The 12,089-nt window shown below is 58.2% G+C and carries 10 protein-coding genes; 1 reads left to right on the top strand and 9 read right to left on the bottom strand.

What is annotated here, in order from left to right; translation table 11 throughout:
• Positions 1 to 21: 21 nt before the first annotated feature.
• The 3 genes from ACI48J_RS19240 to ACI48J_RS19250 all read right to left on the bottom strand — a co-directional run bounded on the left by ACI48J_RS19240 (position 22) and on the right by ACI48J_RS19250 (position 3,492).
• Complete coding sequence (locus tag ACI48J_RS19240; RefSeq protein ID WP_405079779.1) at positions 22 to 1,224, bottom strand: M14 family zinc carboxypeptidase; 1,203 nt, start codon at positions 1,222 to 1,224, stop codon at positions 22 to 24.
• A gap of 210 nt (positions 1,225 to 1,434) precedes the next feature.
• Positions 1,435 to 2,244 (bottom strand): glutamate racemase, encoded by an 810-nt coding sequence (racE, locus tag ACI48J_RS19245; protein ID WP_405079781.1) that lies wholly within the window; start codon positions 2,242 to 2,244, stop codon positions 1,435 to 1,437.
• Positions 2,245 to 2,448: 204 nt separating this feature from the next.
• Positions 2,449 to 3,492: a polysaccharide deacetylase family protein gene (locus ACI48J_RS19250; RefSeq protein ID WP_405079782.1), complete on the bottom strand. Its 1,044-nt coding sequence runs from the start codon at positions 3,490 to 3,492 to the stop codon at positions 2,449 to 2,451.
• A gap of 159 nt (positions 3,493 to 3,651) precedes the next feature.
• Here ACI48J_RS19250 and ACI48J_RS19255 point away from each other — a divergent pair, with 159 nt between their 5' ends.
• Entirely contained in the window at positions 3,652 to 5,109 is a 1,458-nt protein-coding gene (locus ACI48J_RS19255) for a YcdB/YcdC domain-containing protein (protein WP_405079783.1), read from the top strand.
• 242 nt (positions 5,110 to 5,351) lie between these two features.
• On the opposite strand, the gene ACI48J_RS19260 is transcribed toward ACI48J_RS19255, so the two are convergent.
• The 6 genes from ACI48J_RS19260 to ACI48J_RS19285 all read right to left on the bottom strand — a co-directional run bounded on the left by ACI48J_RS19260 (position 5,352) and on the right by ACI48J_RS19285 (position 12,074).
• On the bottom strand, positions 5,352 to 6,545 hold the full coding sequence (locus ACI48J_RS19260; RefSeq protein WP_405079785.1) for an acyltransferase family protein: 1,194 nt from the start codon (positions 6,543 to 6,545) through the stop codon (positions 5,352 to 5,354).
• Between the two features lie 17 nt (positions 6,546 to 6,562).
• On the bottom strand, positions 6,563 to 7,609 hold the full coding sequence (locus ACI48J_RS19265) for a Gfo/Idh/MocA family protein (protein WP_405079786.1): 1,047 nt from the start codon (positions 7,607 to 7,609) through the stop codon (positions 6,563 to 6,565).
• A 220-nt stretch (positions 7,610 to 7,829) separates the two neighbouring features.
• Entirely contained in the window at positions 7,830 to 8,684 is an 855-nt protein-coding gene (locus ACI48J_RS19270; RefSeq protein WP_405079787.1) for a sugar phosphate isomerase/epimerase family protein, read from the bottom strand.
• 70 nt (positions 8,685 to 8,754) lie between these two features.
• Positions 8,755 to 9,669: a carbohydrate ABC transporter permease gene (locus ACI48J_RS19275; protein ID WP_405079788.1), complete on the bottom strand. Its 915-nt coding sequence runs from the start codon at positions 9,667 to 9,669 to the stop codon at positions 8,755 to 8,757.
• Entirely contained in the window at positions 9,670 to 10,614 is a 945-nt protein-coding gene (locus ACI48J_RS19280) for a carbohydrate ABC transporter permease (protein ID WP_405079789.1), read from the bottom strand.
• A 194-nt stretch (positions 10,615 to 10,808) separates the two neighbouring features.
• Positions 10,809 to 12,074, bottom strand: a complete 1,266-nt coding sequence (locus ACI48J_RS19285; protein WP_405079791.1) for an ABC transporter substrate-binding protein — start codon at positions 12,072 to 12,074, stop codon at positions 10,809 to 10,811.
• Positions 12,075 to 12,089: the final 15 nt, after the last annotated feature.

Below are 12,089 nucleotides of genomic sequence, written 5' to 3' on the forward strand. Positions count from 1 at the left end.
GCGGGGGCTTCTTTGCGCGTTTTACAGGGCGAGAGCTCGGACAAGCAGCCGGGCGGTTTCTTCGTAAAGCGCCGGAAACTGCTCCAGCGGGAGCGGATTGATCCCGCTTCCGAGTTCAACGGTGAATCCGGGACGCCGGAATTCGTAGATGAACCAGTCCTTGAACCCGGCATCGCTGCCCCGCAGCTTTACGCTCTTAAAGCCGCTGGCCTGCTGCAGCTTCTGGGCCAGAAATTCCGCGTCATCCGGTTCGTAGTCCCGGTAGTTCCAGTAAATTTCGCGCCCCTGCGTATGCAGGGCGACGACGTGACGGAAGCTGCGGCTGCGGGTAAAATCGGCCACGGCTACCGCTTCCGGCTCGGTCAGCGGAGCCTCGCCCGTATAGTCGCGCGGTCCGGGTCCGGGGACCGCACGGCGGGCCCGCTCCTCTTCCCAGAAGGCGGGGAACTGATCGTTAAGATCGACGCCGTTGATGTTCGCTTTCCACCGGCGGAAATCAAACGACCCTCCGTTCCACTCATGGAGGGAAGTGAACAGGGGATGCGCCGGATAGATGCCCCCGAGCACGAGCTCGACTCCGTCCGGGTTCACCATCGGCACGATCCATAGGCTCGTCTCGCGGAACAGGGCCGCCGCATCGGAACCGTGGAGGTCCCCTCTTTGACGGACAGCCTCCGCGTACTCCTCGAGAAACTTCACCGCCGCCAGGGAGGTGATCCATTCGTTGGCGTGAAACGATGCGTTGACCTGGATCTCCCGGTTACCGGTGCCGATGCGTACAACGGGAATGTTCCGGCCGAGGACGCTGTGCCCGATGCATGTTTCCTCCAGAAACGGGTACCGTTCCTTCAGAAGCGTCAAATCCCGGAGCATTTCGGGGTACCCGTATTCCTCGGACGTGCGGACCACGGACCTGTCGCGGACAGCCGGAACATCAATTGTGACGCCGGGCCTGAGCACGGCCGGGTCCAGGAAGGTATTGGCCTTCCAAAGCTCTTCCTCCGACAATCCGAAACGCAGCGACACGCTTTCCCAAGCGTCTCCCGGTTGAACCGTATATTGATGATCGAGTTTGGCGGGAATCAGGACAATCTGTCCGGGAATGACATACTCATGAAGACTCAGCTGCGGGTTCGCGGCCAAAAGGGAAACGGAATTGACTGCATACAACCTGGCGATCCGCTGCAGCGTCTCCCCTTGCTGAACGACGTGGCGAAACGGCATACCACCCATACCTCCTCAGGACAAGGCAAAGAGAAGCCGGTCTCCTTCACGCACTTGCTTCCCTGTACCCAGTTGTGAGTATATGTCTATGCCCCCTCTCCCTTCTTCATGTCCCGGGCACGCAAAAGGACCGGCGGGTTCCGGCCGATTCTTAACAGAATACGGCCGGGACTTACCGGTCCTGTCGTTTGATTGCGGAATTTGGGCGGGCTAGACGAACGTCGGCACCTGCCACACAACCGGAGTTTCGAGCAGCTGCTCGCGCAGCCAAGAGCCCGTAATCCGATGGAACATCTCGGCGTCGCCGCTGCAGAAAAACTGGTGCACCGGAATGTCCTTGGTGGTCGCCAGCATTCCCCGGTGATAAAGGATCGTGCTGATTTCCCGGGCGGTCTCGTCCGCGGAAGAGATCAGCGTCACGTCCGGATGGACCACACGGGCGATCGCCTCCGTCAGGAACGGGTAGTGCGTGCAGCCGAGAATGAGACAATCCATGGGCTTGTCGAGAAGCGGCTGGAGGGAATCGCGCACGGTATCGACTGCTTCCCTGGAGAAATACAAACCCCTCTCCACGAGCGGCACCAGGGCCGGGCAGGCCAGCGAGTGAACCTGGATCGTGGGCGAGATCGTTTTGAGTGCTTGTTCGTACGCTCTGCTCCGGATCGTGCCTTCCGTGCCGATCACGCCGACAATGCCGCTTCGAGTCGTCTTGATCGCGGCACGCGCTCCCGGAGAAATGACTCCAAGCACCGGAATATCCAGCCGGCCGCGGATTTGTTCCAGCGCGACCGCCGTCGCGGTATTACAGGCGATCACGATCATTTTAGGGTTAAATTGGATCAGGTAATCCACAATTTGATTCGTAAAAGCGAGAACTTCATCGGCGGGTCTGGGGCCGTAAGGCGTCCGTGCCGTATCGCCGAAATAAATCACTTTCTCCTGCGGAAGCTGTCGCATAACTTCTTTTACAACGGTTAAACCTCCGACTCCGGAGTCTAGGATGGCTATCGCTTGCTGCACACTAATACGCTTCCTTTGCGAATGAAATGATTGCTTGTAAATACATGGATAGAATATGATTGCCCAAGCCGAAATGTACCTAGGTATCATACCAGATTTCCGATTCGGTGCCAACGAAAGCAGCTCCGGAGCGGCATGCGCCCGGAGCTGCAGGATTGGCTGGAATAGGATCGGACGAGATCAGGCACTCCTGACACTCAGGGGTCAGCGCTTGATCTCACTAACCAGACCGAAGGAGTAGCCGGCCTTTTTCACGTCTTTCAGAATGCGGTCCAGCGCTTCCATGTTTTCTTTGGAACCCTGGTGCATGAGAATGATATTGCCCGGATGCAGGTTGTTCATGATATCGTTGTAAGGATCCTCGGCTCCGTTGGCGCGGGGCTCCCAGTCACGCATCGCGGTCGACCAGAAAACGGAGGTATACCCCATATCCGAAGTCAGATCGAGCAGATGCGTGCTGTATTTCCCGTACGGAAAGCGGAAATATTTGACGACATCCTGTCCGGTAATGCTTTTGTACAGCTTCTCGAAGTCGGTGATTTCTTTACGTACCTGCTCATCGCTCAGCGTATTCATATCTTTGTGCGTCATCGTATGATTGGCCACGAGATGTCCGTCCGCCGCCAGCTGCTTGATAAAATCGGGGTGGGCCTTGACGTTGTTGCCCGAGATAAAAAAGTTCGCCTTCACGTTGTTCTCTTTAAGCGTCTTGAGCAGTTTCGCGGTGTCCCCCATCGGACCGCCATTGTCTATGGTCAGGTATACGTTTTTGCCTTGTCCGACCCAGACGGCTTTCTCTTTGGCGGTAAAGGATTTCGTTTCTTTCGGAAAATCCGGCACCTGGCCTTTCGGCTTTTTCATGTAATACCACGATAGAGCCTGACGGCTGGCGCCGCTTTCGCCCTTCGGCTGCGAGGACGGTTTCGCGGTTCCCGGGGAAGCGGACGGTTTTGCCGATGGAGCAGCGGATGGTGCGGCCGACGGCGAAGCCGTAACCGCGGACGAAGGCGCGGGAGAAACTCCCGGCGCAGCCGATGCGGACGGAGACGCGGAAGGCTTTAAGCTGCCTGCCGGCGTTTTTTCCGGAGCCGGTGACGGCGCGGTAGCCGGAGACGCGGAAGCGCCGGCGGTCGCCGCCGGAGATTGGACAGGACTTCCGGAATTTGATACGTTGGAATTGCCTGCGCACCCGGCGGCCAATATGCCGGAAAGCAGCAGAACGGCGGAAGCCGCAGCGGTTTTTTTCATGGTATCACCCAAATTTCCTAAAATGTGAGGCTAATCTTTCCTTTTCGACAACAGGCTGAGGAATCCTTGCTCGAAACTGTGTTTTAAACGTAAACGGAACAAATATTTCCGCTATCAAATAGGGACCTACCGTGTCCCGCCGACAAAGGGGCGATTGCGATGCTTATCGACGAACTTAAGCAAAAAGCAGCCGTGACCGGTTCCGTACCGGCACACTTCAACTTGATCATCGAGGACGTGCAGGAACCGGAGGACGGAGAGACACAGGTCCTGTTTGTCTGGGAGGAGCCATCCGGCGAGAGCGGAATCTCCGTCACTCTTGATGCGGCCGGCAGGCTGCTCTCATACTCCGTAGACGAAGAGCTGTGCAAGGAAGCCGCTCCGATCGGCGAGGAGGCTTTGAGGGAACGTGCACGGTCTTTCTTCCTCTCCCAACGTCCGGAAGATGCGGACAGATTTCTCCTGACGGATTCCCGGTTCGAGGAGCGCAGCGTGTTCTTCGAATGGGCGCAAACCGCCCTCGATCTTCCGCTTCCCCAGACAGGCGCCTTTATGCGGCTTACCTTATCGGGCGAGGTAACCAGTTTCACCTACAAAGGGACGGCGGCCTCGCCTCCTCTCCCCGCCTCTCTGGCACAGCATGAGCGGCTCCGGCAGCAGCTGGCCGAAAGCGTGCGGATGAGTCTGGCGATCGTCAAACTCATCCCGGCATTATATGCGGGTGGCGACAACCGGCTCCGTCTCGTTTATCAGCCGGAACCCGGCTACCGGCGTTTCGACGCCGTGACGGGTCTGGCGCAGGGGACGGATGCCGAGGCGGAAGAGGAGCACGAGGCTTACAAGGCGTACGAGTTATCGCCGAAGGAGACCGATGATTCGCTCGGCGGTCTTGAAGAGCTGATCGGCATTTCCACCTATCCTCTCGTAAGAAACAGGGAAAGGGATATGGACGAGAACCTCAAGGGAATCGTCTGGCACGCTCCGGACCGGGAGGAAAATCCGGCAGACCTCTCGCTGGACGGCTACTTCCGCAGAAGGATGGAAGACACGGTGAAAGCGACCGCAGACAAGGACACCGGGCGCCTTCGCTCCTTCATTTGGATGATCCGCCGCCCGGGGAAGCTTGCGCTCTCGTACGAAGAATGTTTGGAACGGGCGGACGCTTTTCTGCGCAAAGCGATGCACGACTGGCTGCAAGTGCCAGGTCTCGCTTTTTATGTTCAGGAAAAAAGCGACGAGGACGTCGGATCGGAATCGGAAGGCCAGCTCCGGTACTTTTTTACGTGGCAGCTCCGCTATGAAGACGTTCCTCTCTATTTGCAGTTCGTGACGCTATGCGTGAATGCTTCCACCGGATATGTGGACCGGTTCTCGGGACCCGACTGGAATCCGGAAGAAATCCGGAATCTTGCTCCCGCTGCGAAGCTGAACGCAGACGAAGCTCATCGGCTCTACGTGGAAGCAACGGACTTCAAGCTGGAGTGGGAGCGGGATTATGACGCCGTAACGCCCGAAGGGGCCTACTATCTTCTGTATACGCCCATCCTCAAGGGAAGCGGGCGGAGCCGGATCGCTTTTATCGATGCCGCAAGCGGCGAGTTTGTGACCCAGGCGTAATCTGTCCGCCGTTTCCTCGTTTCGCATAGGAAGACTTGGATAGCAAAAAGCCGGCTCCCTTTCAGGGAACCGGCTGTTCGGCTTTGGCCGGATCGGCTCGGCTGCGCGTATGCGCGTATGTCCGTTTCGCCGCTCCGGCTTACGGAGCCTCTCACCGTGCTGCCGGTGCGGTTAAACGCCGCATGGGGGCGGTCAACGCCGGATTCAGGATTTCGGGTTTGCGGCGCGTATACGCCCGCAAGCTACAGGTCCGCTTCCGTCCCGGCATGTCTTACGGCGGCATCGGTATTCCTGCGGCTTCGCGCTGCGAATCGCACCCGCGAAAGCAGGCTGACGACCGGCTCGTCGATCAGCCGGTACATTAGGTGGGCGAGCGCAAAGATAAGCGGGAGCGAAACGAGCGTAGTCACGAGGATGTTCTGCCCGTAAGGCAGCCAGCCGTCAAGCCGCAGAAACAGCAGGCAGGAGAAGCTGCAAAGCACGGCAAAATGAACGAGATAGAGCGAAAAAGACAGCTTGCCGAGATAAGCCATCGGTCTGCCGGCGAACAGCTTCTGCCAAGACGGGCTGTTCAGCAGCGCAAGCAGGACCAGAGCCGCGCCCGCGGTCCGGTAGGCGACGACTCCGGGGAAGCCGTCCGGTTCAAGCGGCAGCCAGGCGTAGACGGTTCCCTGCCAGCCGACATAAGGAACCGAGCCGAGGAAGAGGCCCAGCAGCGCAAATATCGCAGGAACGGCTCCGGGACGCAGTGCAATCAAATTCCGGCCGGGGACGGCCGATAAATCGCTGAGCAGCATGCCCAGCACGAAGCCCAGATAGTAAGAATCCCGGAACAGCCATACCCCTGCGGCATACAGGATGAACCGGAAACGGGACATGCCGAAGACCAGAAGCAGACCGTAAACGAGGAAGGAACCGAAAAGCTCGTAGGTCATCGTCCAGAGTACGGGGTTATAAGCCATGCCATACCCGAAGAACGTATGGATAAAGCCCTGCTCCAGCAGCGCCCCAAACGACGGGACCGTCGTGTACGGGTCGGGCATCGCAGCCCGCGTGTACCCCCTCGCCTCCTCGTAAAAATTCCAGTCCAGCTTCATAACCGCGAAAGCGAGGAGCAGCGAGCAGAAAGCCGGAATGGCGAGACGGAAATACCTTTTCAGAAGCGCGGCCGTCACAATCGAGCGTTTGCGGTTCCGGAAGAAGCGGCGGCTTAGGACGAATCCGCTCAATACGAAGAAAAGGCAGACCGCAAAATTGCCGTTGAACAACAGATTGAGCGGCGTACGCGGAATCCACTGATCGAACGCAAAGTGGGAAAGCTGCGGCCGAGCTTCGAACATGGACGGCAGAAACACCTGAAGAAAATGGGCAAAAACGACAACCAGTGCAGCCGTACCGCGCAATCCGTCCAGATACGTAATTTTCGGCTCGTTCATGACGGCTTGACTCCGGGCTACAGCCGGATCAGCTCACCTGACTCCGAGGAGAGCCGGATGGCTTCCAGCATCCCGACGACCTCGCACCCCTGCGCCGCATCCGAGAGCGGCTGGCGTCTGGTTTTTACACAGTCGATAAAATGGGCGATCTCCGCCTTATAGTAGTCCACGGACGGAACGGAAAGCTTGTGTTCCACCGGGAAGCCGTTCACTTCCGTGAATACGCTCAGCGGCTCGAGACTTCCCCCGCCCCGCGTTCCGTAAAGCTCCACCTTAACGGCGTCATCCTGGCTGCCGTTGACAGCCCAGCTTGCTTCGACGGTCAGGACGGCGCCGTTTGTAAACGTGATAAAAGAGGTGCCCAGATCTTCCACATCGTAGACGCCCTCCGACTTGTTGATGTCGGAATGAGCCGTATAAGCCGCTATCCCCTTGGTCGAGTAAGGGGCGATTTTGCGGAACAGCTTGCCGGTGACCGATTCGGGCTGAGGACAGCCCATCATCCACCAGGCCAGGTCCAGCACATGGACGCCGATGTCCATCAGAGGTCCGCCGCCGGAATAGCGGCTGTCCGTGAACCAGCCCTCGGGCACACCGCGCTGCCGCAGGATCTTGGTCTTCGCGTAGTAGATGCTGCCGAGCCCGCCCGACGCAACCATGCCCTGCAGCGCCTGCGCGTCCGCGCGATACCGGTGGCTCATGCCGACCATGACGAGCCGGTCGCTCCCGGCCGCCTTGTCGTGGAGCCGTACGGCTTCGCCATGGTTCATGGCCATCGGCTTCTCGACGAGCACGTCGAGGCCGCGTTCCAGCGCCAGCAGCGACAGCGCCACATGGCTGTCGTTGAACGTGCAGATGCTGACCGCATCGAGCCGCTCGGCGTTCAGCATCTCCTCGGCCGACGCGTACGATGCCGTCCCGTATTCGGCGGCCGTCTTGTCGGCCCTGTTCTTGTCGATATCGGCCACGGCCGTAAGCTCCACATCGGGGTGATCCTTGTAATGCTTCAGGTGAAACATATGGGCAATGGAACCGGTCCCGATGACTCCAACGCGAATACTCATCGTCTTTTCGCTCCTTTGCGTGTGGGCTGCCCGGCAAGCCGCTCTGCAAGCGGCACGCAGGCGCCTTTTTTTGGATGACGGTCCGGTGTCCGGCCGGTCTGTTTTTACGGATATCCGCTCAATCGGCCGATTGCCGGCGGTTCTAGCGGGTATCTTTTCCGGCCGGCGGCCTCTGTTCCGTTAGCCTCTTCCGCTTGCCTTTGTTTTCGTTATCGTTTCGCTATTCCCGCTTCAGAAGCTCCAGTTGTTCATGCACGTAGTCGAGAGCCTTTACGGAGCCTACCGCAGGCTCCTCCAGTCCTTCGAACTCGACCGTGAGCCAGCCGTCGTACCCGCTCGCCGCCAGCTCCCGGAAAATATACGGCAGGTCCACGTCACCTTCTCCCGCTATACGACCCGCATAGGGCGTGCCGTCCAGGGCGTTTATGCTCCCCTCCGCACCCGGCTCCGTCCGCAGGAAGTCCTTGACGTGGACATGCCCTACCCGGCCCCGCAGCTCTTGTACGGCTGCAGAAGGGTCTTCGCCCACCAGCAGGAAATTGCCGGTGTCGAACGTGCTGAGCAGAGCCGGAGAACCCACCTCGCGGATGATCTCCAGCACCTGGTCGCTGCGGCCCGCGAAAAGCCCGTGGTTTTCCAGGCACAGCGCCTTGCCCTTCTCTTCCGCATAAGCGGCAGCCGCCTTCAGACCTTCCAGCACGTAGCCCATGCCCTCGTCCACGGGCATCGTCTCATCCGGCCGGTCTCCGGAGAAAACCCGCACGACGGGCGCTCCGAAATGGACCGCTATATCGACGGCTTCCTTCACTTCCCGGAGCTGGGCGGCCCGTTCTGCGGCATCGGCCGTTACGAAGTTGTTGCATGCGCAGAAGCACGCGACCTCCAGTCCCAGCTCATCCAGCACCCGGTCGATCTCGGGCAGCTCGCGCTCCCGGTCCTTCCAGAAAACGGACAGGAGCTCTACCCCTTCCGCTTTCGTCCCGGCTGCAAAACGGAGAAAATCGGTGATGTCCCATTTTCCCCCGTACCAATAAGCATGAACGCTCCACATGCTGAGGCTAATTTTCATCGCCATTCTTCCCCTCCCTAATTCTTCTCTGCACGGATCGGCAAGTCCCCGCCCATTACCGATCGGCACGAGGCCCTTATTTAAAACCGGAAAGCGTGGAACCGGCTTTCATAAAATATTTTTGCCCGAAAAAATACAAGACGACCATCGGAATCGTAAAAATGGCGGAAGCGGCCATCAGGAGCTCCCATTGAGCGCCGTGATCCTGCAGAAACCCCTGCAGCCCGACCGTAATGGTCCATTTCGTATTGTCGTTCAAATAAATGAGCGGCCCCATAAAATCGGTGTAGGTCCCCACGAACGTGAACAGGGCAATCGTCATCAGCGGCGGCTTCAGCAGCGGAACGATGATCTGGCCGTACGTCCGCAGCTCGGATGCGCCGTCCATTTTGGCCGCCTCGCACAGCTCGCCCGGAATCCCCATCATAAACTGGCGCAGCAGGAAAATGTAAAACGGAGCGCCGAAGAAGCTGCCGATCGTCAGCGGCAGGAACGTATTGATCCAGCCCAGCTTCGCGAAAATGATATAGACCGGAATCATCTGAACTTGGGCCGGCAAAATCATCGTCGCCACGACGAGCGAAAAAATAATTCCCCTTCCGCGCCACGGGATTTTCGTGATGGAATAGGCCACAAGCGGCGCGGAGAAAAGCTGGCCGACGATATTGACCGCGCACAGCAGCAGCGTATTGCCCATGTACAGGAAGAACGGAATCGACCCGATGGCGTTCCCGTAGTTGCTCCACTGCCACTTTTCCGGGAAAAAGGCGGGCGGGACCTGGAAGATTTCCGACGGGTTCTTAAGCGAAGTCAGCAGCAGCCAGATGAACGGAAACAGAAAGATAAGGCCGAGCAGCGACAGCGCCGCATGCGGCAGGACCGTCCTGCGGAGTACGAGCAGCGGGCGCCTGCGCCTGTTCTCGGGCATCCCGGGAGACGTACCCGGCAAGCCGCTCATTCCGCCCCTTTGAAGGTTCGTGGAAGCTGCCATTCAATCACCTCCGTAATACACCCAGCGGGCGGACGTTTTCAGCACGAGTACGGTCATAAGGACGACGATGACGAACAGAATCCAGGCCAAGGCGGACGCGTAGCCCATTTTCAGATACATGAAGGCGGTCTGATACAAATATACGGCGTAAAACATCAGGGAATGATCCGGTCCCCCCAAGGCGCCGCCCTGGTTGCCTCCCGTAAGAATGAACGATTCCGTAAAGATCTGAAACGATCCGATGAGGCCCATAATGAGCTGAAAGAGGAGGACCGGAGAGAGCCCCGGCAGCGTAATGTGCCAGAACCGGCGCCACACACTTGCCCCGTCGATCGAGGCCGCTTCGTAAAACTGCTGGGGAATCCCCTGCAGCGCCGCCAGAAATATGAGCGATCCCGCTCCGGAGCCCCACAGTCCCATCAAGATGAGAGAAGGCTTCGTATAACGCGGATCGAGCAGCCAGGCCGGGTCCGGAAGATGCAGCGACCGCAGCAGCATGTTGATCAGCCCGTAGTCCGGATTAAGCAGCCACGTCCAGAGGATAGCGCTTGCCACTACCGGGATCACCGCCGGCAAATAATAGACCGTCCGGTAAAAAGCGATCCCCTTTACCTTGACGTTCAGCAGCAGGGCGATCAGCAGCGAGCTGAGAAGCCCGATCGGCATGGAGATAAACGCCATGAAGAACGTATTGCGCAGCGATTTGTAGAACGTCTCGTCTTTTAAAATCTCCATGTAATTTTGCAGGCCCACCCACTGGGGCGAATTGAACAAATCGTAGCTTGTAAAGCTGAAGTACAGGGAACCGAAAAACGGATAGACGGTAAACGCGAGAAACCCGATGATCCAGGGCAGAGCAAAGGCCGTACCGACCCAGAAATCCCGTCTGGCTTTGCGGGAGCGCGGAGGACGGCCGGCGCGGGCATTCAGCGTATCGGCGCTCATGTCGGATCTCCTTTCGGAAAATCGGCCTCCCGCCTGTCTGGAGGCGGAGCGGCCGGAATAGCGCCGCCCCAGGTCCCGGACTGACAGGCGGGAGGCAGCTTGGTCGTGCGCTAACGCAACATCGCCATTAGCATCAAGATCAACATTAAGTAAGCGTTTCCAATTATTGGGCGCAGGTCTTATTTACCTGCTGATTATTTCCCGACCAGCGGCTGAATTTTATCCTTGATCAGTCCCAGTCCTTCGTCCACCCCGACTTTTCCCCGGAGAATGTCATTGTACTTTTTCGTAATTTCGTCCATATATTCGTTCATAAAAGGCAGCGTCGGGAACGACTTGAGATTCGGACTCTTCGCATATTCGGTATATTCCTTGAAGCCCGGAACACTGTCGTACGTCTTATCGTCGAGCGACGAAAGCCGGGTCGGCAGGTTGCCGAGCGCAGCCGTGAATTTCACCATCTGCTGCTTCTCCGTCAGCCACTTCAGGAACGTCCAGGACTGATCCGGATGCTTGGCGCCTTTGGGGATGTAAAAGACGCTGGTGGCGATGCTGCCGGCGTTTTTCAACTCCGGTTTATCCTCGCTGTAAGGGATGGGCGCGATGCCGTAATTCAGGCCCGGCGCATACTGCTTAATAAACGTCGGCAGCCATTCCCCGTCCAGGGCCATCGCGTATTTTCCCGAGAAAAACGGGTTCTGCGAAGACTGGTACTTGCCGAGGGATGCCGAGAAACGGTCGAGGTTTTCCGTGCCGTACTTATCCCACAGCTCTTTGGATAGCAGGATGGCCTGCTTGAAGCCCGGATCGTCCGGCGTGACTTCCTTTTTGTCCGGGTCCCAGAACTTGCCTCCGAACACTTGCGTAAAAGTATATGCGTCCGCTCCGGGCCATAAACCCAGCCGTTCGAGCCTTCCGCCCTCCTGGACCACGCTTAATTTTTCCGCGTACGTTTTCAGTTCGGAGATCGTTTTGGGCGGACCGTCAAAGCCCGCTTCCTTCAGTAAATCCTTGTTGTAATAGAGCATGCTGAAATGCATCGCAATCGGGAGAGCATAGGTTTTGCCTTCGTATTGGGAAGTGGACAGGGCGGAGGGGATAAAATCGGCAAGATCGACCTGGTCTTTCTTGATGTAATCGTCTAAGGGAATCATCGCGCCTTTCACGCCCCAGGAAGCGACGTTCTGGCCGAATTGGGAAGCGAGATCGGGGGGATTGCCGCCGGTAATGGCGGTCAGCTGCTTCTGGTAGTCGCTCTGGCTGAGGCCTTTCACTTTGATGCCGTCATGGGTGTCGTTAAATTCCTTGATCAATTTCTCCAGCGCTTCGGCTTCCGGTCCGGTCCAGCCGTACCAGAAGTTAAGCTCCGTCTTTCCGCCGCCGCCGACTGCGGAACACCCCGACAGGGCGGCCGCCGACGCCATAACGGCAGCCAGCATACCCGCTGTGAATTTACGCATACCTGGACCTCCTCG

Origin of the sequence: Paenibacillus chitinolyticus (assembly GCF_045038035.1) — a bacterium.
GTDB lineage: Bacteria > Bacillota > Bacilli > Paenibacillales > NBRC-103111 > Paenibacillus_F > Paenibacillus_F chitinolyticus_A.

Bases quoted from the DNA above. Each gene is read 5' to 3' on its own strand.
- ACI48J_RS19240 (WP_405079779.1), bottom strand. From the start codon at position 1,224: ATGCCGTTTCGCCACGTCGTTCAGCAAGGGGAGACGCTGCAGCGGATC.
- ACI48J_RS19250 (WP_405079782.1), bottom strand. From the start codon at position 3,492: ATGAAAAAAACCGCTGCGGCTTCCGCCGTTCTGCTGCTTTCCGGCATA.
- ACI48J_RS19255 (WP_405079783.1), top strand. From the start codon at position 3,652: ATGCTTATCGACGAACTTAAGCAAAAAGCAGCCGTGACCGGTTCCGTA.
- ACI48J_RS19260 (WP_405079785.1), bottom strand. From the start codon at position 6,545: ATGAACGAGCCGAAAATTACGTATCTGGACGGATTGCGCGGTACGGCT.
- ACI48J_RS19265 (WP_405079786.1), bottom strand. From the start codon at position 7,609: ATGAGTATTCGCGTTGGAGTCATCGGGACCGGTTCCATTGCCCATATG.
- ACI48J_RS19270 (WP_405079787.1), bottom strand. From the start codon at position 8,684: ATGGCGATGAAAATTAGCCTCAGCATGTGGAGCGTTCATGCTTATTGG.
- ACI48J_RS19275 (WP_405079788.1), bottom strand. From the start codon at position 9,669: ATGGCAGCTTCCACGAACCTTCAAAGGGGCGGAATGAGCGGCTTGCCG.
- ACI48J_RS19280 (WP_405079789.1), bottom strand. From the start codon at position 10,614: ATGAGCGCCGATACGCTGAATGCCCGCGCCGGCCGTCCTCCGCGCTCC.
- ACI48J_RS19285 (WP_405079791.1), bottom strand. From the start codon at position 12,074: ATGCGTAAATTCACAGCGGGTATGCTGGCTGCCGTTATGGCGTCGGCG.